The following is a 22,115-nucleotide window of genomic DNA, read 5'->3' as shown; positions in this document are numbered from 1 at the left end:
AAGATTATAGCACATATCCTAAAAATGGACAATTTATTTCTCATTATCCAAAAACATTTGCAAAATCTTTTGTTGTTGTATTAGTTATATAATACACTTTCTTTTTTATTTTTGCAAGCATTTTCTTGAAATTTTTAAGCGTAGCAGATTTTTGCATTGCCTCCCAAAAAAAGATAGAATATGACTAGAAAACAACTAAAGGAGCTTTCTATGAGAGAATATGACATTATCGCCATCGGAGGAGGTAGCGGAGGTATTGCTACTATGAATCGTGCTGGTGAACACGGTGCTAAAGCTGCAGTTATTGAAGAAAACAAACTAGGAGGAACCTGCGTTAATATGGGTTGTGTGCCCAAGAAAATTATGTGGTATGGAGCCCAAATCGCAGAGAGTATCCACAAATATGGACCTGACTATGGTTTTATAAGTACTGGGAATGAATTTGATTATGCTACGCTTCGTCAGAATCGTGAAGCCTACATTGACCGTGCTCGCTCGTCTTACGATGGTAGCTTTAAGCGTAACGGAGTTGATTTGATTGAAGGACGTGCTGAATTCGTAGATGCTCATACAGTCAGCGTTAATGGCGAGTTGATTCACGCTAAGCACATTGTGATTGCGACCGGAGCACATCCACATATTCCTGACATTCCTGGTGCTGAACTAGGTGGTAGTTCTGATGATGTCTTTGCCTGGGAAGAGTTGCCTGAATCGGTAGCTATTCTAGGTGCTGGTTATATTGCTGTCGAATTAGCTGGCGTGCTCCATACCCTTGGTGTACAGACAGATTTATTTGTCCGTCGTGATCGTCCGCTCCGTGGATTTGATAGCTATATTGTTGAGAGCTTGGTTCAGGAAATGGAAAATACTGGATTAAACCTCCACACCCATAAGGTTCCTGCTAAACTTGAAAAAACTGAACAAGGCACTACCATTCATTTCGAAGATGGTAGTACTCATACTGCCAGTCAAGTTATCTGGGCAACTGGCCGCCGTCCAAACGTTGAAGGACTCCAGCTAGAAAAGGCAGGCGTTACCCTCAATGAACGCGGCTTTATCCAGGTTGATGAATACCAAAATACTGTCGTTGAAGGTATCTACGCTCTTGGAGATGTCACAGGCGAAAAGGAACTGACTCCTGTCGCTATCAAAGCTGGGCGTACACTCTCTGAAAGACTTTTCAATGGAAAAACCAATGCAAAAATGGACTACACGACTATTCCAACTGTTGTCTTCTCACACCCAGCTATCGGAACAGTCGGCCTGACTGAGGAAGAAGCCATCAAAGAGTATGGACAAGAAAACATTAAAGTTTATACTTCAAAATTTGCTTCTATGTATTCAGCAGTTACTAGTCACCGTCAAGAAGCACGCTTCAAGCTCGTTACAGCTGGTGCGGACGAAAAGGTCGTTGGCCTTCATGGTATCGGCTACGGCGTCGATGAAATGATTCAAGGCTTCGCAGTTGCTATCAAGATGGGCGCTACAAAAGCAGACTTTGATGCTACAGTCGCTATCCATCCTACAGGTTCAGAAGAATTTGTGACTATGCGTTAATACAAAAAGAGACCATCACGGTCACTCAGATTGAAGAAAAAGCCTATTTTGGACTATTTTCTTCAATCTTTTTCTTTTACTAGAGCAAATTATAAAACACTTAAAAATAGCATCCCATCAGGATTCCTAAGTGTTTGCACTATATGATAGCCAACTTCCATAAGGCTCATCTTTTTATTACTGATAAGATTTACCTGTGTTTTGAAAAATCTCTTGTCCTCCGGCTCTCTCTAAATCGGCCATTACAGATTTGTAACCTTTATTTTTAAAACACGTTGACAATCATCTACCTTCCAGTATAATAGTTACTATAAATTAAAAAAGAGGTTAACTATTATGAAAAAAGCACACATTTACGCTATTCCTGCTATTGGAGCTGCTCTGATTGCAGTATTAGCCCAAATCAGTATCCCAATTGGACCTGTTCCATTTACTCTTCAAAATTTTGCTATCGGACTCATCGCTACTGTTTTTCGACCTAGGGAAGCCGTTCTCTCTGTTGGACTCTATCTCTTACTGGGGGCTATTGGACTTCCTGTCTTTGCTAGCGGCGGAGCTGGTTTTCACGTTTTAATTGGGCCAAGTGCTGGTTATCTATGGTTTGACCTTGTCTATGCTGGGCTTGCTTCCTATCTGACTCATACGAATAGCAGTGTTCTACGTATTTTCCTAGCCAATCTCTTAGGGGATTCCCTTGTCTTTGTCGGTGGTATTCTCAGCCTCCACTTCCTTGCTGGTATGCCTATTGACAAGGCTCTCGCTGTCGGTGTGCTTCCCTTTATCATTCCTGATCTTGCAAAAATTATTGCCATTAGTTTTATCGGACGACCACTCCTTCAACGACTTAGTAGTCAACCCTACTTCTCACATAAATAAAGAGGCTCTATAATTTCTGTAGTGGGTAAAACCACCATAGGAATTATGGAGCCTATTTTATTGTAGAAAAAAGTCCCATAAGACCTATAATGAAAAGTGACCAAACCATCATTAGAAAGAATCTTATGGAACAATTAAATTTTATCACAAACTTACTCGGAATTAAAGACAAGAACATCAAAATCTTGGATTATCTTGATGCTGGAACTCATAAAGAAGTCATTGCTAAACTAGATTATCCTGCTCCTAAGTGTCATCACTGCCTAGGGCAAATGACTAAATATGACTTCCAGAAAGAATCTAAAATTCCCTACCTCGAATGTGCAGGATATAAGACACTCATTCGATTGAGAAAACGTCGTTTTCGTTGTAAAGTCTGCAGAAAAATGGCTGTATCAGAGACTTCCTTAGTCAAAAAGAATCACCAAATCCCGACCATCGTCAACCAGAAAATCACTCAAAAATTAATCGAGAAAGTCCCTATGACGGCTATCGCAGAAAGTCTATCTGTCTCTACTTCGACTGTCATTCATTCAAATTCAAGACAGATTTATCTTTCCTTCCAACTCACATGTCTTGGGATGAATACAGCTTCAAGAAAGGGTTGATGAGTTTCATTGCACAGGATTTTGATTCCAGAAAGATCGTAACTATCCTGAATGGACGAACTCAAGTGACTATTCGCAATCATTTTTTTCGTTATTCTAGTCAGGTGAGAAGTCGCGTGAAAGTCATTACCATGGATATGTTTAGCCCCTACTACGATATTGCCAGAAAACTTTTTCCTAACGCTAAAATCGTTCTGGATCGTTTTCACATTGTCCAACATCTCAGTCGAGCTATGAATCGTCTTCGCATCCAAGTCATGAATCGTTTTGATCGTAAATCGCACGAATATAAGGCACTAAAACGTTACTGGAAACTCATTCAACAGGATAGCCGTAAACTCAGCGATAAACGATTTTATCGTCCGACTTTTCGCTCACACTTGACCAATAAAGAGATTCTCGAAAAGCTCCTTGCATACTCTCAAGAACTTAGAGAACACTATGAACTCTATCAACTATTACTGTTTCATTTCCAAGAGAAACAAACAGACCATTTCTTTGAACTGATTGAAGAAACGTTTTCTTGTGTAAATCCTATTTTTCAAACTGTTTTTAAGACCTTTTTGAAAGATAAGGACAAAATCATGAACGCACTGGAACTGCCCTACTCAAACGCGAAACTAGAGGCTACTAATAACCTCATTAAGGTCATCAAGCGCAATGCTTTTGGCTTCCGGAACTTTGAAAACTTTAAAACTAGAATCCTCATTGCTTTGAACATAAAAAAGGAGAGAACCAAGTTGGTCCTCTCCAGGTTATAACTTTTCATCAACCCACTACAGTTGACAAAGAGTCAATAAAGAAAGGAGGTCGGGAATTTTCTCCCAACCTCCTTTCGTCTGTTTTTATATGATTGCTTATTGATTTTTGAAGGCATCGACCATCACTTGAAACTCTTCGTTTGAGAGGGTGATTCCTTTCCCCATCTTAGTGTGGTCTGGACTCCAAGCACGAATGTCAAACTTTGCTGGTGCTCCATTAAAGCTGACACGATTGATTTCCTTGGTCCAACCTTTTTCATTCTCTGAGAGTGTGAGTAAGTGTTCTTCGATTTCAAATGTAAATTCTGCCATTGTATTCTCCTTTTGATTGTCTTCACTTGATTATTCGTAAAATCTTGTAGATTTTTTTTAAATTGTATATAATGGTAAAGAGAAGGGAGGCTCCGATGAAAGATTTATTTAACTACATTCAACAAAAGTTCCAAAGCTTTCTCGACGGGCGAGAAGAACCAGATCATTCCAAAGCCGACTCCCTGACAAGTGCCATTAAAGAGGCCCTCCTAAAAAAAACTGCTGTCCACATTATTTTTTCAGATACAAGTTTTACAGGGGATATCATCAAATATGATACGGACCGCCAGCAAATTATCGTTAAAAATTTTGCAAAAAATGTGACCCGCATTATTCGAATCCCAGATATTCAGAAAGTGAGTTTTGTTCCCTCAACTGTCCAAACAGCCCAAAAAAATCGATTTAAGAAAGAGTGAGATGAGTTTACTTCATCTCACTCTTTTCTATTAACGAATTTGTTCAAAATGAAGGTGAACAGCAATGTGTTCTCCGTAACCACTTCTCTCTAAATCACGTTGCAAACGGTAAGAGATATAGTGTTCAGCGATGGTAATGTAGCCTGCGCCAAGCAAGCGATGCTCAACCATTGATTGAATCATGCTGATAGTGGCACGCTCCACTTTTGCTTCTTCTAGATCCAAGACAACTTTTTTAGTTACTTGAGCTAGATTTTGACGTAAATCATCGGTCAAAACATAAACTGTTTGAGCAGCTTTGAGAATGGCTTGATAGATTTTATCTGGATCAAAGTCGGCAACTTGTCCATCACGTTTAATGACTTGCATAGGCTTCTCCTTTTAATTTATATTTTCTTTAATGTCTGCTAACATTTTGGCTTCTTCTGCTGTTAATTCGTAATGTTCCAACAAATCTGGTCTACGCTCATAAGTTTTTTTGAGACTTTCATAGAGACGCCATTGACGAATCTTCTCATGATGCCCACTCATAAGCACCTCTGGAACTAACATTCCACGAAAATCATAAGGTCTTGTGTATTGAGGATATTCAAGAAGGCCCGATGAAAAGCTATCATCTTGGTGACTGGTTTCCTTCCCAATTACTTCTGGTATCAAGCGAACCGTCGCATCAATCATGGTCATTGCTGCCAGTTCTCCACCAGTTAGCACATAATCACCCAGGGAAATCTCATCTGTTACCAAGGTCTTAATGCGTTCATCATAGCCCTCATAGTGTCCACAAATAAAGATGAGTTCCTCTTCTTGTGCTAAATCTTCAGCATAAGCCTGGTCAAACTGCTTACCAGCAGGATCCAAAAGAATCACGCGCGGATTTTTCTTTTGAATAGCATCAAAGGCATCAAAGATTGGCTGAGCACGTAGCAACATCCCTTGACCCCCGCCATATGGCTCATCATCCACATGACGGGCCTTCTCCGCATATTCACGAAAATTGTGATACTGGATGTCAAGAAGTCCCTTCTCACGAGCTTTCCCAACGATGGAATGTTCTAGAGGCGAGAACATCTCTGGAAAGAGGGTTAAAATATCAATCTTCATCGTCTAACCCTTCTAAGAGTTCTACATCCACACGCTTATTTGGAATATCAACATTGAGGACAACTGGTGGGATATATGGTAAAAGCAGATCCCGTTTTCCCTTGCGCTTAACTACCCAGACATCATTGGCACCTGGTTGAAGGATTTCCTTAATGGTTCCAATCAAGTTGTCATCCTCGTAGACCTCTAAGCCGATAATTTCGTGATAATAAAACTCACCCTCGTCCAGGTCATTCAGGTTTTCTTCTGCAACCTTCAAACTGTGGCCCTTGTATTTTTCGATATCATTGATGTGATACATATCCTTAAATTTGATGATATCAAAGTTTTTATGCTTGCGGTGACGTGCGATAGTCACTGTTCTAACAAATTGATCCTTCTCATCAAATAAGGCAAGCTCTGCACCTTTTTTAAAGCGTTCTTCCGAAAAATCCGTCACAGATAAGACTCTCATCTCACCTTGTAAACCTTGTGTATTGACGATTTTTCCAACGTTAAAATAGTTCATTTGATCTCCTGTGTACATTTCTCCCTTTATTTTATCACGTTCCAGGGATTTTCACAAGTTGGAGAAGAATCAGCTATAATCCCAAAAGTGCTAGTAGTTTCCTCTTTAATGTTAATTTATATTTGAAAGAAGAAATATTTATATTCCCGTTATACATATTACTATAAAATGTATACTCCCCGATTTGACCCTGACTTGTCTTCCATTTCATCCTTAAACTAGGTATATTCTCAGGTAAATTTGTATGAATCAATAGACATGTATAATTCTTTAAATTTTTAACTGTATGCAGTTTATCGTTAACAACTAATCGATTACTTTTTGAATCATAGACTAAAGAATAAAATTCTACAATTTCAATATCAACTTCCTTTGGATAAAAAATCAAATGGTGATAATGTTTATCATTTTCATCATGTTTAAACTCATAAATATGATGAAATCTTGTATGTAAGGAATCAAATTCGATTGGTTTAATTGCCTGAATTTCAATATTATTGATATATGCTTTATTCTGGAAACTAATTTTTAAAATTACACCGATAAACGTCAAAATCTGTACAATTCGCAATAACCAATCAATATACATTGCCCAATCTATTTTTAGAAAATAATCAGTGTCCATTATTTCTCAAATCTCCTTTCAAATATCCTTCCAAATCTCGTTCATGGTGATACTTGATGGCAGCTTTCTTATCTTTTTCAAAAATGGTCTTGGTTAGATCAATATCGTTGATAGCTGCGATTGCAACCGTATAATGAATAATATCAGCAAGTTCTTTAGCAAGTTCCTCATTTGAGTCCTGAACTCCCTCTTTTCGTCCAGAACGTCCATTTAAAACCTCGGCTACTTCACCAACTTCTTCAACTAGTTTTATAAAGAGCCCTTCTTCTGTTCTAGATTGCTGGTAATGTTCTAGCAAATAGGCTTGTAATTGTCTAACTGTTAAATCCTTCATATCCTGCTCCTAGCAAAAAAGCGAGACATCCGTCCCGCTTTTCTTATTTTTCGTCAATAACGATTCTTACTTTTTTGTCTTCAGTTGGGACAGAGTAGACAATCGTTCTTATCGCAGAAATAGTGCGACCCTTACGACCGATTACACGACCCACATCACTTTGATCAAGATCCAAATGATACTCCAAAAATTCTGGTGTATCTTCAATCTTGATAGTTAAGGCATCTGGTTGTGAAATCAAAGGTTTCACAATTGCAATAATGAGATTTTCAATCGTATCCATCTGTCAACCTACTTTAGAATTATTTAGAGAATTTAGAATCGTGGAATTTTTTCAATACACCTTCTTTTGAAAGGATGTTGCGTACTGTATCTGAAGGTTGAGCTCCATCAGCCAACCATGCAAGAACGCGGTCTTCTTTCAAAGTTACTTGGTTTTCAGCAACAAGTGGGTTGTAAGTTCCAACTGTTTCGATGAAACGTCCGTCACGTGGTGAACGTGAATCTGCTACGTTAATACGGTAGAAAGGTTTTTTCTTAGAACCCATACGAGTCAAACGGATTTTTACTGCCATTTTTAATATCTCTTTTCTTTTATTTTTTTAGTTTGGTGAAATAGCTGAGCCATTTAGCACATGTTCTATTATAGCAGATTTCTAAGAGGTGTCAAGAAAAAAACTTGACAGACTTTAAAATTTTTAAATTTTTTAGAAATTTGTTAGACTAGTAGGTATAAATTAGAAAGAGAAACTTTATGAATACTAGTCTAGAGAATATTTACAAAGACCATCAAGTCAAACCTTATATCTCTCCTGATCGTGATATAGAGGCTTGGCTACTAAATCCCAAGCCTGTCCCAAAACGAAATATGGAACTACTAGAAGACAATCTCCTGGCAGGAGATATTATCCTCCTCTGGCGAATTCAGTTTGGTACCTTTACTACAGAAACTTGGTTTCCTAAGTATTTTGAATACACATATGGCATTGATGCCCCAAAACATTTAGAAACGCTTGTTGAAAAAGGCTATGCTCTTGTCGAAACTGCTTTTGACTCGCTTGACCATCTAAATAGCACCATGAAAAAGAATCTCCTGAAGAAGGAGTTACTGGACTTTCTAAAATGAAGGCTGGCGACCTGGACCAAGCCCTTCATGAACATTTTTCAGAAGAGGAATTAGCTAGTCTCTTTTCAATTCGTGGTTATAAACTAACTCCAAAAGGAGAACAGGCTCTCAAGGACCATCAGACAATCATTGACCGCCATCCTAAAAAGAATCTTTAATCAACCAAGACTGGTTGATTTTTTTTGAAAACAGTTTCTTAAAAAAATCTAATCAATTCACTTACGAGAAAAAAATTTTTATGATAGACTGATTTCTAATCAAAAAGAAATGGAGACTATAATGCCTAGAAATTTTAAAGAAGCTCTTTTATTTACAACACTAATGTGTTCCATGATGGTACTCGGTATGTCTATTTGGAATCTTTTTATTGTTGGTCAACTTTCACTACATCATTTAGCCCTTGGTTACATTCCTGGTTTTGTCACAGCCTTTTTATTGGATGTCATCCTTGTTGGACCAATCGTTAAGTCAATTGCATTTCGTATCCTCAAGGATCATCATAAACGCTGGCAGAAAATCATTACAATTTCTGGAGGAATGGCAGTTCTCATGGTCACTTTCATGTCCTTCTATGGACTTTTTTACAATGGCATTGCTATCACACCCAAGACCTATCTAAGTGCCTGGACTGTAAACTTTATTGCAGCTCTTCCTCTAAATTTCCTAATTGTTGGACCAATTGCCCGTTTTATACTAAGTTCTTTTCAGAAACCATTTACTGGGGAAAAAGAAGTTGAAGATTTTCAAGATGATGATGAAATCCCAACTATTATCTAAACTATTTCTGTAAACTACTAATATTTGAAATCCACTTTCAATTAGGGTACAATGGTAGAAATGATTTTTGAAAGGATTACCATGAAAAAAATAGCAACACTTCTATTAATCTCAACTTTTGCCCTTGCTGGATGTAGCAGTATCCAACGTAGTCTTCGAGGGGATGACTATGTAGATTCTAGCTTGGCTGCCGAAGAAAGTTCCAAAGCAGCTGCCCAATCTGCCAAGGATCTTAAAGACGCCTTGACAAATGAAAATGCCAATTTCCCACAACTATCTAAAGAAGTTGCTGAAGACGAGGCTGAAGTTATTCTCCACACCAGTCAAGGAGATATCCGCATCAAACTCTTTCCAAAGCTAACCCCTCTTGCGGTTGAAAATTTCCTAACTCATGCTAAGGAAGGCTACTACAATGGCGTTACCTTCCACCGAGTGATTGATGGCTTTATGGTTCAGACTGGTGATCCAAAAGGAGATGGTACAGGTGGTGAATCTATCTGGCACGATAAGGACAAAACAAAAGATCAAGGAACTGGTTTCAAGAGCGAAATCTCTCCATATCTCTATAATATCCGTGGTTCTCTCTCCATGGCTAATACTGGCCAACCAAATTCCAATGGTAGCCAGTTCTTCATCAACCAAAATACGACAGACATTTCTGCCAAACTGCCTACAAGTAGCTATCCAAAGAAAATTATCGAAGCCTATAAAGAAGGGGGCAACCCTAGTCTAGACGGAAAACACCCTGTCTTTGGTCAAGTGATCGACGGTATGGAAGTTGTTGACAAGATTGCCAAGGCTGAGAAAGACGAAAAAGACAAACCAACTACTGCTATCACTATCGACAGTATCGAAATTGTTAAGGACTACGATTTTAAATCTTAAAAACCAAAAAAATACAGTATCCAATCTTGGTACTGTATTTCTTTTACTCTCATTTTAAGTTAAGTTGTTAAAATCCCAGATTTGGTCCATCCAGCCTTCATAGAAGTCTGGTTCGTGGCAGACCATAAGGATAGAACCCTTATACTCTTTTAGAGCACGTTTGAGTTCATCCTTAGCATCCACATCCAAGTGGTTGGTTGGCTCGTCCAGCACCAAAACGTTGTTTTCACGATTCATCAAGAGACAGAAACGAACCTTAGCTTGTTCTCCACCTGATAGAACTTGAATCTGGCTTTCGATATGCTTGGTTGTCAAACCACAGCGGGCAAGGGCTGCACGGACTTCTGCTTGGTTGAGAGCTGGAAAGGCATTCCAAACTGCTTCTAAAGGTGTCTGACGATTGCCACCTTCCACTTCTTGTTCAAAGTAACCAAGTTCTAGATAGTCACCACGTTCAACTTCTCCAGCAATTGGGGGGATAATGCCCAAAAGAGACTTCAAGAGGGTTGTTTTACCGATACCATTGGCACCAATAATGGCGACCTTCTGATTGCGTTCAAAGGTAAGATTTAATGGTTTTGTAAGTGGGCGGTCGTAACCAATCTGCAAGTCCTTAGCTTGGAAGATAAAGCGTCCAGGTGTACGAGCTGGTTTAAAATCAAAGGAAGGCTTTGGTTTCTCGCTTTGGAGTTCGATGATATCCATCTTATCCAATTTCTTCTGGCGAGACATGGCCATGTTTCGTGTTGCAACACGCGCCTTATTACGGGCTACGAAATCCTTGAGATCCGCAATTTCTTTCTGTTGACGCTCATAGGCTGCTTCCAGCTGCGATTTCTTCATGGCATAGACTTCTTGGAACTGGTAGTAATCTCCAGAATAACGAGTCAACTGTTGATTTTCAACGTGATATACGATATTGATCACATCGTTGAGGAATGGAATATCGTGCGAAATAAGGACAAAGGCATTCTCATAATTCTGCAGATAACGCTTGAGCCAGTCAATATGCTCAGCATCCAAATAGTTAGTTGGCTCGTCAAGCAACAAGATATCTGGCTTTTCAAGAAGAAGTTTGGCCAAAAGCACCTTGGTTCTTTGTCCACCTGACAAGGCTGTTACGTCTGTATCCATACCATAATCCATGACACCAAGGGCACGCGCTACTTCGTCAATCTTAGCATCTAATGTATAGAAATCACGACTTTCCAAACGGTCTTGGAGTTCGCCAACTTCTTCCATCAATGCATCAATATCAGCTCCCTCTTCTGCCATTTCCATGTAGAGTTCATTGATACGTGCTTCTGCCTTAAATAACTCATCAAAAGCAGTACGAAGGACATCACGCACGGTTTGGCCTTCTTTTAACACAGCGTGCTGGTCAAGGTAGCCTGCAGTCACATATTTAGACCATTCCACCTTACCTTCATCAGGTAACATTTTACCAGTTACAATGCTCATAAAGGTTGATTTTCCTTCACCATTGGCACCAACTAAGCCGATATGTTCACCTTTGAGGAGGCGGAAGGACACGTCTTCAAAAATCGCACGGTCACCAAAACCGTGACTCAAATTTTTAACTTCTAAGATACTCATTTTAATTCCTTATCTTGTGTTTATGTAGTAGTTTATAGAGGAGCCAAGCTAGGTAGCCACCCAAGGTATTGGTCCACAAATCATCAATCTCAAAGACCCGATTAAAGTCCAAGAAAAAGTCTAAAACTAGTTGCGTGCATTCAATTCCCAAGCTCAATAAAAAGCTAACCAATATCACTTTCTTAGTATTTCTTAGACTGGGGATGAGATAGAGAAGCTGGAAAATCAGTGGGAAGAGTAAAAGGATATTTAAGGCGTTTTGCAAAAATATCCAGAATAGCTGCAGAAAGCTGGTTACTTCACCCAGTTTCCAAAGGGAGTTAAAAGGCGTCAAAAGAAAAACCAGGCGTCCAAAAGTTTGAATACCTGGAGTTTCCACTCCTGTAGGAAGTTGAGGCTGGGGAGTAAAACAAAAACAAACGATACAAAGACTGTATAAAAGCACTCCCAAGCTTAGTAATGTTTTTCGACTCATCTTATGGATTTACTTCAGCTACTGCTTTTTGGCGATCACGCTTCATGGTATTTGAACGCAATTGTCCACAAGCGGCATCGATATCAGTACCATGTTCCTGACGAACAACACAGTTGACACCTTTTTTCTTGAGCGTGTCATAGAAAGCCATTACGCGCTCTTTAGGGCTTCGGCTATACTGGTCATGCTCACTAACTGGGTTGTAAGGAATCAAATTGACATAAGACAATTTCTTGATGTTTTTAAGCAATTCAGCCAACTCAAGTGCTTGTTCGACTCCGTCATTGACTTCATTTAGCATGATATACTCAAAAGTTACACGGCGGTTGGTTGTTTCGATGTAGTACTCGATAGCTGCAAAGAGTTTTTCAATCGGAAAGGCACGGTTAATCTTCATAATGCTTGAACGCAGTTCATTGTTTGGAGCATGAAGAGAAACAGCAAGGTTAACCTGTACTCCTTCATTGGCAAACTCACGAATCTTGTGAGCCAAGCCAGAAGTTGATACGGTGATATGACGAGCACCGATTGCCATTCCCTTATCATCATTGATGGTACGGATAAAGTTCAAGACATTATTGTAGTTATCAAAAGGTTCTCCAATACCCATAACAACGATATGACTAACACGTTCATCTTGTCCACGTTCGTCAAAATACTTTTGAACCAACATAATCTGAGCAACGATTTCACCGTTATTGAGGTCACGTTGCTTCTTGATCAAGCCTGATGCACAGAAGGTACAACCGATATTGCAGCCTACCTGCGTGGTTACACAGACTGACAAACCATAGTGTTGACGCATCAGTACCGTCTCAATCAACATACCGTCTGGCAACTCAAAGAGGTACTTCACAGTACCATCGGCTGACTCTTGCACGATGCGTTGTTTCAAAGGATTTACCACAAACTGATCGTTGAGTTTGGCAATCAAATCCTTTGACAAGTTAGTCATTTCCTCAAAAGACTGAACACGTTTACGGTAGAGCCATTCCCAGATTTGATCTGCACGGAATTTTTTTTCTCCCTGTTCAAGTGCCCATTCTTGCATCCCTTGGCGGGTTAAACTATAAATCGACGGTTTCATGTTTTCTCCTTATTTTCTACTCACTTCTGACGAATGACGAAATGACGCTGCCCCTTGTCTTCTTTCTGGGATTTTTGTTCTTTTGAACGTCGTCTATTTCTTTTATCTGTATGATTTCTTTTCTTGTTTTGAGAAGGTTTCTTTCCTTTTCGAGAATCTTTTTCTTCCTCTTTTTTGCGCATTTTTTGGTCAAAGGACGCCCGCTTAGGCACTTGGTTTTCTAAGACAAAATAGGCACAACCATAGCTACAATACTCAAGTAGGTAATCTTGCAAACGGCTGATTTTTTCTAAAGATTCTTCAGCTCGTTCATTCTTGTAGAAACCACGTAAGCGCAACTGCTCATTACTCCAGTCTCCAACAATATAATCAAACTTGGTTAATACTTCTGAAAAGCGTTGAGTAAAAGCTGTTGCATCAAAAGCATCCTTGCTATTTTCAACCAAAGTAAAGGTAAACCCTTCAGCTTCGACTTTATCTCCAGATAGATGAAATTCAGGACCAGGGAATTTATTGTAATTATATAATTCGGGTGCAATCTCTTTACGCATAATATTCCTTTTTAACGTTTACTTAGTACTCTATTTTACCATATTTTCGCCACATTTTCACTTTTAGTTTTAAAATGAAAAAAGTCTGACGATTTAAGAATCTCTATCTAAAAACTCGACTTTCGTAGACAAGAAAAAAACTGGGTCTTCCCAGTTTTGAGTGATTATAGGTAAAGCAATTTGAAAAGCGCTACTGCTGCAATACCAGCTGCAATCGGTGCAACTACTGGTACCCAAGCATACCACCATTTTGAATCACCCTTGTGTTGACCAAGGATTGATTTTGGAAGGAAGGCATGAAGAAGACGTGGTCCAAAGTCACGAGCTGGGTTCAAACCAGGTCCTGTAGGTCCTCCAAGTGAAGTAACCAAAGCCATTACTAGGAAACCAAGTGCCAAGTGAGCAACAGAAAGCCCTGAAGCTGTATGAGGTGCTACTTGAGCTTTAATTGCCAAATCAGAGAAGTCAACATTTTGACCTGCTTGAGTTGCCATTTGTTTCATGTATTGTAGGACTTCAGCTCCAAAGAAGTTCTTTGTCAAACCAAGTGCTGCAAAGAAGAGAACGAATGAACCAACGAACTCGTTGATAAAACCGTTAACTGTTGCTGCGAAGCGTGATTCTTTTGTTCCGTGGTCGATACTTGAAATTGTTGAGAAAGTTCCCAAGATGTTGTTTGGATTTTCTGTCTTCAAGTAGTATGGACGGTGAGTTGCAACGACCAAAGCCTGTCCGAAGATTGCTCCCAAGACTTGTGCAACGATGTATGGTGCTACTTGTGCCCAAGGGAAAAGTCCGCTAACTGCTAGACCAAGAGTGAAGGCTGGGTTGATGTGGTTACCAGAAACATTACCAAACATCAAGGCAGGGATCATAACCCCCATACCGTAACCAACAGCGATAACGAGCCAGCCACTTTGGTGACCTTTCGTACCTTTAAGTTCAACGTTGGCAACTGCACCATTTCCCAAGATAATCAAGATGGCTGTTCCCAAAAATTCAGTGGCATATTTGACTGCCCATGCGAAATCCATTGATAGATTCTCCTTAATATTTTTTAGACAATCCCTATTCTATCAATTTTTAAGCCTTTTAGCAACAGATTTTCTAAAAGAATCCTGTGGGAAAACGCTTTTATTTCAAGTCTACAAAAAAGACCTAACAAAGAGAGTTTGTTAAGTCAAAATTTTGATTATTCTTGACGCTGACCAAAGTCCTTAATCATCTGATCCATTTCTTCACGACTTGATGTCGTTAGCATATAGAGAAAGTCTCCTTGCAATTCAGCAAAGGCTGCAGGCATGATTTTCTTGACCTTGAACTGTTGACCATATTTGGCAAGCAAGTCTTCTTCTGAATAAACATAGTTGGCATTAGCGCGACGAGATGTTGCCAAGCAGTATAGAGGATCGAATTGAGAATCTGGGAATGGTTCACCCGCAACGATCGCTGCATAGCCCTTATACAAATCAAAAGAATGGGCATAGTTATAGACATCAATGGTGAAGCCACCCGCTGGACGGTTATTGTATTCGATAGCGATATAGTCATCACCCTCACGGAAGAACTCAATGTGGAAGAAACGTTCCTTCATGCCAAATTCTTTGACGATAGCCTCACCATATTTACGCAATTTTGGATCCATATCTTTAAGAACATAATAAGAATTGTCCATCTTGTAAATCATAAGATCGAGAGGTGTGTGTGCGTAGTCAAAGGTCGTAGAAAAGACGATATTCCCATCTCTATCTACCAAACCATCGAAGGTACAGATTTCACTAGAGGTAACAAATTTTTCAAAGAAATAAACGGTTGAATGGTCCCACTCTGCCTTGAAATGATGGATATCCTCTTCTGTTTCAAGCTTGAAGGTTGCTGCCGCTCCCACTCCATTGTCAGGTTTGGCAATCATCGGAAGGCCAATTTCTTTCACAGCTTTGTCAACATCTGCTTCTGTTTCAATGACAGCACCTGGAACCACTGGAACTCCAGCTTTTTTGAAGAGTTTCTTCATTTCAGACTTGAACTTGGTCTTTTTGAGATCGTCTGGTTTGGTACCAAAGACATTAAATTGTTCACGAAGAGCAGCATCCAACTCTAGCCAGTATTCATTGTGAGATTCGATACGGTCAATTGGACCATGCTTATAAAAGAGAAAGGCAACTGCACGTTTAACTTCATCAATATTTTCAAGATTATCAACACGGAAATACTCAGTCAAGCTATTGCGCAATGGCTCATCTAGTTGTTCATAGGGTTCTTGCCCAATCCCTAGAACAGTGATTCCTTTATTGGCTAGTTCAATACTAAACTGTTGGAAATTTTGTGGGTAATAGGGTGAAATTACAAGATAATTCATAAGCGACTCCTTTTATAGACTCATATGACCGAGGAAATATGGCATTTGTTTGCGCCACCAATCCCAATCATGGGCAACATCGTGCCCCCATTCTGCAAACCAGGCAGGAATTTGTTTTTGGTCAAAGGCTTCTTTTAACTTGTAGTAAGAAGGCAGGCCATCATGCTCCCAAGCACCTAAGCCAGTACAAATCACAATCTCAGCCTGACGGTAACGGTCAATAAACCAACCATCATTTTGATTCCAGATATAATCTACTGGTGAATTTTGATAGATGGCATCATCATTGTAGTAATCACCAACAAAGAAACGAGCATCATAGACACCACTGAGGGCAATTACCCTTGTAAAGACGTCTGGATGTTGGAGGAAGAAATTCAAAGCGTGATAGGCTCCCATAGAGCATCCTGTTGTCATCATACCGTCAAACCAGCCTGTTTTGTGCTTGATAAAAGGAATGGCTTCTTCAATCACGTATCGCTCATAAGCACGGTGCATTTCAGCTTGGTCATGACCATTTTTCCATGTTGCTAGCCAACTCTCACTATCGACACTTGAAAGGGTAAAGAATTGCACTCGACCTTCCTCGATAAAGGATGCACATGCATCAATCATGCCAAAATCATAGTATTCATTGTGGCTACCACCTGAGGAAGCAAAGACAACCACTGGGATACCTGCGTGTCCGTAACGATTAACATACATTTCACGGTTAAGATGACCACTCCAGTGACTAAGATGTTCAATATGCATATCCTGTCTCCTTTATACTAATTACCAATTTTCTGCAAAAAAGCGTAGGCAAGCTGGAAGATTTTCTGACCATGGCACTTCATGGTGAATGGCTCCAGCCTGAACCTTGAGTGAGAGATTTTCCAACTGCACTCCTCCCGCTATCAAATCATGATAATAGCGAAGGGAAGAGTCGATATAGGCCTGCTTAATATTGCCAGCCATGAGGGTCTTGTCTGTATCATCAGCTTCTTCCGTTCCAACATAGATAAAAATTCGTTGGTCAGGTAAGAGTTTTTTACGCTCCATATAGCGATCAAAGGCCTCTTGGTGGAGCCAGTTAGCTGATGAGAAAACTCCCAAGCACCCAATCTGATCTTGATACTCCAAGCCGATAAACTGGGTAATATTGCCACCAAGTGAAGAGCCTATCATTGCAGTGTGTTTACGGTCTGCTTTTGTCCGATAGTTTTCATCGATAAAAGGCTTAACCACTTCCATGACAAATTCTGCGTACTCGACTCCCTTACCACCAAATTGTTGACCAGGAATATTAGACTCTTGGAATTTCCAAGCTGCATACTCATTCATTCGACCAAGACCATCATTGTCAATAGCCACAACAATCATACGGCTGATATCTGGATTTCGCTTGATAGCAGGAATAATCTTCCAGGAATGTCCAACGTAAGATTCCTTACTATAAAAGACATTTTGTCCATCATGGAAATACACCACAGGATAACTTCTATCCGTGTCTTTTTCATAGTTTTTTGGGAGGAGAACACGAACCCGGCGCTCCTTACCTGTGTAGGGAACCACTAATTTATGCTCTCGCATTTTCAGGTAAAAATATGATTGATTCATTGTCAGAAAACTCTCTATATTCAAAATTTTATCTAATTATATCATAAAAATAGAAAAAAAGTCAGTTTCCGTCCAAATTTAGGACAATAAACTAACTTTTTTTACTTATTTTATCTTTTCCTCTGGTTTTTCTGATTAAAGGAGATCATCGATCAACTCATCGACTGCATCCTTCTCAGCTTGAGGCGTAATTTCAGTAATCATAATTCCTGCTACTGCACGTTCAACCAAACCTTCGACATCCATACGCGCTTCATACTGCTCAGCATTCTTAATCTTAGGATTTGTCTTCGGACGATCGGGTGCAAAAATCGTACAACAGTCTTCAAATGGCTGAATAGAAATTTCAAAGGTATCAATTTCTTGTGCAATGTCAATGATTTCTAGCTTATCCATAGTCACAACTGGACGGATAATTGGGGTATTGGTCACCGCGTTGATAGCCTGCATACTTTCAAGAGTTTGGCTTGCTACCTGACCAAGGCTTTCCCCATTGATGATGACCAAGCCATTTCGTACCTCACGGACACGGTCAGTAATCCGCATCATAAAGCGACGAGTCAGTGTCATCAGATAGGCTTCTGGAGCTTTAGCCTTGATTTCCTCTTGAATCTCCGTGAATGGCACTTCGATAAACTGGATATTACCACCGAATTTGGTCAATTTACGGGTCAAATCTTGCGCTTTCTTGAGGGCACCTGGACTTGTGTAAGGAGGGCTAGCAAAGTGAACAGCCTCAATATCTACACCACGTTTTAGAGCTAGATAACCAGCAACAGGTGAGTCAATCCCACCTGACAACATGAGCATACCTTTACCAGAAGTTCCAACTGGTAAACCACCTGCACCACGAATGGTTTCATATGAAAGGTAGGCTGCTTCTTCACGAATCTCCACCTGAAGGTTAATGTCAGGATTTTTCATTTGTGCCTGCACATTTGGAATAGCTTCAAAAACTGCTCCACCAAGCGTTTGATTGAGTTCACGACTATCGAGTTCAAAGTTGTGGTCGCTACGCTTACTTGAGATTTTAAAGGTCATCCCTTCCTTGTAGATGTCCTTCATAATCTCTTGAACAGCAGACTTCAGAACTTCTACAGATTTTTCAACCTTATATACTGGAGAAAAGTTTTGAATCCCGAAAACTTGCTTGAGTGACTCGGCAACTGCTGTGTAGTCTGCACCATTTAGATAAGCATGGGCACGATCGCGGTCTGCTGTCACTTTGACTTGAGGATAGATGGACAAGACATCTGAGATATTATTACGTAGTTTATTGATGAAACGCATACGATTTTTACCCTTGGTTGAAAGCTCACCATAGCGAATCATAATTTCTGAATACTGCATGAATACTCCTATCTTACTTTTTTAGTTTGATTGTAGATTAATTTTAGTTTAGTCAAAAATTGCTCAACTTGACTCATATCATTTTCTAGGTCTAGACTGAGACGAACTGCTGACTGGGCTTTATCCTTATCAATGCCCATAGCAATCAGGGTCCCAGCAGGTTTCCCAGCCTTGGACGAGCAAGCTGACGTTGTAGAAATGAAAATATCATAGTCTTCAAAAGCATGAACGATGACTTCACCACGAACCCCCTTAATCCCAAAGGTCAGAATATGAGGTGCAAAGTCTTCCTCATCTGAGAAGACAAAAATATCTGGATATTCTAGAAGGGCTTGACGGATGACTTCCTTCATCTGACTTGTTTTGTTCGTAAACAAATCAAGTTTTTCCATAGACAAACGTAGAGCCTTGGCGGTTGCTGCAATACCTGCTACATTCTCAGTAGTTGAACGATAATCACTCTCTTGTCCACCACCAGTTAATAGTGGCATAATCTTCTTACCTGACTTGATATAGACAAATCCAACACCACGAACGCCGTGAAACTTGTGACTCGAGAAAGTCGCAAAGTCCACTCGGTCTGTCAAATACTTTTCTGTCGGAATCTTAGCCAAGGCTTGAACCGCATCAACATGGAAGGAGATAGTCGGCTTATCTGCTAAAAGTTCTGAGATAGCTTCAATAGGTTGGATTGAACCAATTTCATTGTTAACAGCCATGATAGAAACTAAGGTCGTATCAGCTCGAAGCAAATTTGCTAAGGCATCTACATCTACAAAACCTTTTTCATCTACTGGCGCAAAATCCACTTCAAAACCTTGACTTTTCAGCCAAAGAGCAGACTCCTTAACCGCTGGGTGTTCAATCTCAGACACAATAATGTGTTTACCAAACTGAGCTTTTTCAAACGCAACCCCTTTGATAACCCAGTTATCTCCTTCAGTGCCACCAGATGTAAAGTAGATTTCTTCGCTTTTCTTACCAATTAAATCTGCAATCTGTTGACGAGAAGCATCTAAGATTCGTGTTGCCTGCTCCCCCAAACGATGGAGACTAGATGGGTTACCAATAATTTTTGCAGACACCTGCATATAGGTTTCAAGTGCTTCTGGATAGGGCTTTGTAGTTGCCGAATTATCAAAGTAAATCATGGTTTCTCACGCTTTCTAAAATCACTCCTTCTATTGTATCACGAAACAGTTCAGGCGACAAGAAAGGCAGTTCAGGTTCATTTAAGTTTTTTTTAAAGATTTTCGGTATAATGAATTTTAGTAAAGGAGAGATATTATGTCTAATTATCGTAGAACATCAAAACCCAAAACGGAACACATCAAAAAAGGATTTACTGTTTTTCAAAAAACGATTGCTACTATCGGTAGTATTCTGGGGCTGATTACTGCAAGCATCACCATCATGAATGCTATGAATAACAACAACAATAATAATAACTCTAAAAAAGAAACTACGACAACCCAGACAACTGTCATAAAAGAGATTCAAAAGGAATCCCCTAAAGAGAACACTACTCCAAACAAGGACAATACTTCTACAAAGGACAACACACAAGAAGAGACGACAACACAATCTAGTAGTAGTGTAGAAGATAAGAAAGAAGATACTAGCAGTAAAAAAGAACAACCGACTGTTCCTTCTTCTAGCACTCAAACAACAGATACAAAAACGTCTACTACTAATGGAGCTTCCTAAAAGAACGATCTAACAGCCAGTGATTGAATCGCTGGTTTTTTTATTGCTGTCTCCAGCATTTATCAGCAAAAGTTGATCTTTGCAACAGAAAAATGATCAGCCTTTAAACCAATCATTTTTTGAATATATTTTATACTCAATGAAAATCAAAGAGCAAACTAGGAAGCTAGCCGCAGGTTGCTCAAAACACTGTTTTGAGGTTGTGGATAGAACTGACGAAGTCAGTAACAAATATACGGCAAGGCGACGCTGACGTGGTTTGAAGAGATTTTCGAAGAGTATTAGCTAAAAACTAAAAATAGATAGTTTAAAATAGATACCAGTACTAGAACTCCGTTATTTAGCAAATGAACAGCTATGGAATCAAGGATATTCCCTCTACGAGCATAGGCTAAGTAAAATATCACTCCCAGTAAAAAATAAGTTACAAACTCTATCGGATAAAACATATGCAGATAGCCAAAAATCGCAGAACTTATTAGCAATTTCAACCACTTTTGATCTTCTTTAAAAAAATAGTGGCTGAAGAATCCTCTAAATACTAATTCTTCCATGATTGGAGCAAATATACCAATTGCAAAATGAAAGGCGATGAAAAATAGAGGAAAAACACGAGTAACCTGCTCGCTTGTAGCCAGCAAGGCAGCATCGTTAGCGGATGTTGGATTTCCAGTAACCACTTGGATCAGGAGGGTACCTACAATCGCTACTAGTCGAGTAGCCACATAAAATAAAAGGGCTATTCCAAAATCCTTCCATGTGAACTTGAAAACCTTCTGCTGATTCAGAATTTTCTTTTTGTATTGTCGCCAAACAGCAACTAGCAAGAAAGTAGCCAGTACCAAATACCCAATACTAGTCGTCCACTTTAAGGGCAGAGAACTAGAATCTTCGAGAGCCAACATTCTCATGGGAAATGTATTTACATTTATAATCAGTAAGATCATTCCTACAAATTTTAAACTATTTTTCAACTTTTGCAAACCACTACCTCTTCTTTCCTGAACTCCAGCATCTCCACTTACTAACGATGCTTATCTATGCTTTCTTTCTTCTTTATAGATTTCTACTCCCTCAATCAGGGATAATAACACAAGGATGACCCCAATATCTAAATTGATCAAACTACCTCCATTAGCGAATAAATACAAACCCAAGCAGGCTTGCGCTAAGGGATAGGCATATTTATTAAATTTCATAGATACTCCCCAAAGCTTTTTACAAATAAATGAATGAATGAATGAATAGAATTAACTTCTTAGTCTTGCTCACATAAGAGCATCAAATTTCAGATTTACTTTTTTCTACTAGCTACCTCTAAATCCAATCTAATAATACTCTTCATGATTAACTTGTAAGATCAGCTCTATTCTTTTAGGGTTGAACCAGACCACCGATCTACTAAATCATGTTTAGGAACAATTATAGTTTAGCATTTATTTCTAGGAAAAGATTGCTCTTTCTTAAATTGTCATCAAAACATCCTAAATGGTAGAAATTGGCTT

Annotated in this window: 26 protein-coding genes and 2 pseudogenes; 8 read left to right on the top strand and 20 right to left on the bottom strand. The window is 39.4% G+C overall.

Annotated features, from left to right (window positions below; all coding sequences use genetic code 11):
- Nucleotides 1-210: 210 nt before the first annotated feature.
- The 3 genes and pseudogenes from gor to GEZ89_RS02160 all read left to right on the top strand — a co-directional run bounded on the left by gor (nucleotide 211) and on the right by GEZ89_RS02160 (nucleotide 3,802).
- Nucleotides 211-1,557: a glutathione-disulfide reductase gene (gene gor, locus GEZ89_RS02170; protein WP_153224799.1), complete on the top strand. Its 1,347-nt coding sequence runs from the start codon at nucleotides 211-213 to the stop codon at nucleotides 1,555-1,557.
- A gap of 336 nt (nucleotides 1,558-1,893) precedes the next feature.
- Nucleotides 1,894-2,433 (top strand): biotin transporter BioY, encoded by a 540-nt coding sequence (locus GEZ89_RS02165; RefSeq protein ID WP_153224798.1) that lies wholly within the window; start codon nucleotides 1,894-1,896, stop codon nucleotides 2,431-2,433.
- Between the two features lie 125 nt (nucleotides 2,434-2,558).
- Nucleotides 2,559-3,802 (top strand): annotated as a pseudogene (locus tag GEZ89_RS02160) (ISL3 family transposase).
- A 96-nt stretch (nucleotides 3,803-3,898) separates the two neighbouring features.
- Here the strand turns inward: GEZ89_RS02160 and GEZ89_RS02155 are convergent.
- The gene (locus GEZ89_RS02155; RefSeq protein WP_000807425.1) at nucleotides 3,899-4,114 is read right to left on the bottom strand and encodes a YdbC family protein; all 216 of its coding nucleotides are present in this window, start codon (nucleotides 4,112-4,114) and stop codon (nucleotides 3,899-3,901) included.
- 95 nt (nucleotides 4,115-4,209) lie between these two features.
- On the opposite strand from GEZ89_RS02155, the gene GEZ89_RS02150 reads away from it, so the two are divergent.
- Nucleotides 4,210-4,530 carry a hypothetical protein gene (locus GEZ89_RS02150; protein ID WP_153224797.1) on the top strand — a complete coding sequence of 107 codons (321 nt, stop codon included), beginning with the start codon at nucleotides 4,210-4,212 and terminating at the stop codon, nucleotides 4,528-4,530.
- Between the two features lie 30 nt (nucleotides 4,531-4,560).
- Here GEZ89_RS02150 and GEZ89_RS02145 read toward each other — a convergent pair whose 3' ends face one another.
- From GEZ89_RS02145 to rpsP, 7 genes are all read right to left on the bottom strand, one after another.
- Complete coding sequence (locus GEZ89_RS02145) at nucleotides 4,561-4,899, bottom strand: ATP cone domain-containing protein (RefSeq protein ID WP_001196044.1); 339 nt, start codon at nucleotides 4,897-4,899, stop codon at nucleotides 4,561-4,563.
- Nucleotides 4,900-4,911: 12 nt separating this feature from the next.
- A complete protein-coding gene (gene trmD, locus GEZ89_RS02140; RefSeq protein ID WP_153224796.1) occupies nucleotides 4,912-5,631 on the bottom strand; it encodes a tRNA (guanosine(37)-N1)-methyltransferase TrmD in 720 nt (239 codons plus the stop codon).
- Nucleotides 5,621-6,139 (bottom strand): ribosome maturation factor RimM, encoded by a 519-nt coding sequence (gene rimM, locus GEZ89_RS02135; RefSeq protein WP_153224795.1) that lies wholly within the window; start codon nucleotides 6,137-6,139, stop codon nucleotides 5,621-5,623. Before rimM ends, trmD begins: the two co-directional genes overlap by 11 nt.
- Nucleotides 6,140-6,212: 73 nt before the next feature.
- Nucleotides 6,213-6,764: a hypothetical protein gene (locus GEZ89_RS02130; RefSeq protein WP_153224794.1), complete on the bottom strand. Its 552-nt coding sequence runs from the start codon at nucleotides 6,762-6,764 to the stop codon at nucleotides 6,213-6,215.
- Complete coding sequence (locus tag GEZ89_RS02125; RefSeq protein WP_153224793.1) at nucleotides 6,754-7,098, bottom strand: MazG nucleotide pyrophosphohydrolase domain-containing protein; 345 nt, start codon at nucleotides 7,096-7,098, stop codon at nucleotides 6,754-6,756. Before GEZ89_RS02125 ends, GEZ89_RS02130 begins: the two co-directional genes overlap by 11 nt.
- Nucleotides 7,099-7,141: 43 nt before the next feature.
- A complete protein-coding gene (kphA, locus tag GEZ89_RS02120; RefSeq protein ID WP_000379617.1) occupies nucleotides 7,142-7,381 on the bottom strand; it encodes an RNA-binding protein KphA in 240 nt (79 codons plus the stop codon).
- A gap of 19 nt (nucleotides 7,382-7,400) precedes the next feature.
- Entirely contained in the window at nucleotides 7,401-7,673 is a 273-nt protein-coding gene (gene rpsP, locus GEZ89_RS02115) for a 30S ribosomal protein S16 (protein WP_000268760.1), read from the bottom strand.
- A gap of 179 nt (nucleotides 7,674-7,852) precedes the next feature.
- On the opposite strand from rpsP, the pseudogene GEZ89_RS02110 reads away from it, so the two are divergent.
- From GEZ89_RS02110 to GEZ89_RS02100, 3 genes and pseudogenes are all read left to right on the top strand, one after another.
- Nucleotides 7,853-8,382: pseudogene (locus tag GEZ89_RS02110) on the top strand (hypothetical protein).
- A gap of 403 nt (nucleotides 8,383-8,785) precedes the next feature.
- On the top strand, nucleotides 8,786-9,001 hold the full coding sequence (locus GEZ89_RS02105; RefSeq protein WP_153224843.1) for a hypothetical protein: 216 nt from the start codon (nucleotides 8,786-8,788) through the stop codon (nucleotides 8,999-9,001).
- 81 nt (nucleotides 9,002-9,082) lie between these two features.
- Entirely contained in the window at nucleotides 9,083-9,886 is an 804-nt protein-coding gene (locus GEZ89_RS02100) for a peptidylprolyl isomerase (protein ID WP_153224792.1), read from the top strand.
- Nucleotides 9,887-9,940: 54 nt separating this feature from the next.
- Here GEZ89_RS02100 and abc-f read toward each other — a convergent pair whose 3' ends face one another.
- The 10 genes from abc-f to GEZ89_RS02050 all read right to left on the bottom strand — a co-directional run bounded on the left by abc-f (nucleotide 9,941) and on the right by GEZ89_RS02050 (nucleotide 20,054).
- Complete coding sequence (gene abc-f / locus GEZ89_RS02095; protein ID WP_049549120.1) at nucleotides 9,941-11,482, bottom strand: ribosomal protection-like ABC-F family protein; 1,542 nt, start codon at nucleotides 11,480-11,482, stop codon at nucleotides 9,941-9,943.
- 1 nt (nucleotide 11,483) lies between these two features.
- Nucleotides 11,484-11,957 carry a VanZ family protein gene (locus GEZ89_RS02090; protein ID WP_153224791.1) on the bottom strand — a complete coding sequence of 158 codons (474 nt, stop codon included), beginning with the start codon at nucleotides 11,955-11,957 and terminating at the stop codon, nucleotides 11,484-11,486.
- A gap of 1 nt (nucleotide 11,958) precedes the next feature.
- Nucleotides 11,959-13,044 carry a 23S rRNA (adenine(2503)-C(2))-methyltransferase RlmN gene (gene rlmN, locus GEZ89_RS02085; RefSeq protein ID WP_153224790.1) on the bottom strand — a complete coding sequence of 362 codons (1,086 nt, stop codon included), beginning with the start codon at nucleotides 13,042-13,044 and terminating at the stop codon, nucleotides 11,959-11,961.
- A 20-nt stretch (nucleotides 13,045-13,064) separates the two neighbouring features.
- On the bottom strand, nucleotides 13,065-13,595 hold the full coding sequence (locus GEZ89_RS02080; RefSeq protein WP_153224789.1) for a YutD family protein: 531 nt from the start codon (nucleotides 13,593-13,595) through the stop codon (nucleotides 13,065-13,067).
- A 164-nt stretch (nucleotides 13,596-13,759) separates the two neighbouring features.
- Nucleotides 13,760-14,629: an aquaglyceroporin Gla gene (gla, locus tag GEZ89_RS02075; protein ID WP_153224788.1), complete on the bottom strand. Its 870-nt coding sequence runs from the start codon at nucleotides 14,627-14,629 to the stop codon at nucleotides 13,760-13,762.
- Between the two features lie 158 nt (nucleotides 14,630-14,787).
- The gene (locus GEZ89_RS02070; RefSeq protein ID WP_153224787.1) at nucleotides 14,788-15,954 is read right to left on the bottom strand and encodes an ATP-grasp domain-containing protein; all 1,167 of its coding nucleotides are present in this window, start codon (nucleotides 15,952-15,954) and stop codon (nucleotides 14,788-14,790) included.
- 12 nt (nucleotides 15,955-15,966) lie between these two features.
- A complete protein-coding gene (locus GEZ89_RS02065) occupies nucleotides 15,967-16,707 on the bottom strand; it encodes an esterase family protein (protein WP_153224786.1) in 741 nt (246 codons plus the stop codon).
- Nucleotides 16,708-16,728: 21 nt separating this feature from the next.
- The gene (locus tag GEZ89_RS02060) at nucleotides 16,729-17,553 is read right to left on the bottom strand and encodes an alpha/beta hydrolase (RefSeq protein ID WP_153224785.1); all 825 of its coding nucleotides are present in this window, start codon (nucleotides 17,551-17,553) and stop codon (nucleotides 16,729-16,731) included.
- 135 nt (nucleotides 17,554-17,688) lie between these two features.
- The gene (thiI, locus tag GEZ89_RS02055; RefSeq protein WP_153224784.1) at nucleotides 17,689-18,903 is read right to left on the bottom strand and encodes a tRNA uracil 4-sulfurtransferase ThiI; all 1,215 of its coding nucleotides are present in this window, start codon (nucleotides 18,901-18,903) and stop codon (nucleotides 17,689-17,691) included.
- A gap of 8 nt (nucleotides 18,904-18,911) precedes the next feature.
- Nucleotides 18,912-20,054 (bottom strand): cysteine desulfurase family protein, encoded by a 1,143-nt coding sequence (locus tag GEZ89_RS02050; protein WP_153224783.1) that lies wholly within the window; start codon nucleotides 20,052-20,054, stop codon nucleotides 18,912-18,914.
- A 136-nt stretch (nucleotides 20,055-20,190) separates the two neighbouring features.
- On the opposite strand from GEZ89_RS02050, the gene GEZ89_RS02045 reads away from it, so the two are divergent.
- Nucleotides 20,191-20,610, top strand: coding sequence for a DUF6556 family protein (locus GEZ89_RS02045; protein WP_153224782.1), 420 nt, complete (start codon nucleotides 20,191-20,193; stop codon nucleotides 20,608-20,610).
- Nucleotides 20,611-20,891: 281 nt separating this feature from the next.
- On the opposite strand, the gene GEZ89_RS02040 is transcribed toward GEZ89_RS02045, so the two are convergent.
- Nucleotides 20,892-21,593 (bottom strand): CPBP family intramembrane glutamic endopeptidase, encoded by a 702-nt coding sequence (locus GEZ89_RS02040; protein ID WP_228113861.1) that lies wholly within the window; start codon nucleotides 21,591-21,593, stop codon nucleotides 20,892-20,894.
- Nucleotides 21,594-21,644: 51 nt separating this feature from the next.
- Nucleotides 21,645-21,809 carry a hypothetical protein gene (locus GEZ89_RS02035; RefSeq protein ID WP_153224781.1) on the bottom strand — a complete coding sequence of 55 codons (165 nt, stop codon included), beginning with the start codon at nucleotides 21,807-21,809 and terminating at the stop codon, nucleotides 21,645-21,647.
- Nucleotides 21,810-22,115 lie beyond the last annotated feature (306 nt).

Origin of the sequence: Streptococcus mitis (assembly GCF_009496285.1) — a bacterium.
In the GTDB taxonomy this organism is placed as follows: Bacteria; Bacillota; Bacilli; order Lactobacillales; family Streptococcaceae; genus Streptococcus; species Streptococcus mitis_BP.
The sequence above is the reverse complement of the archived record's forward strand: the minus strand, read 5'-3'. Positions and strand labels throughout refer to the sequence as shown.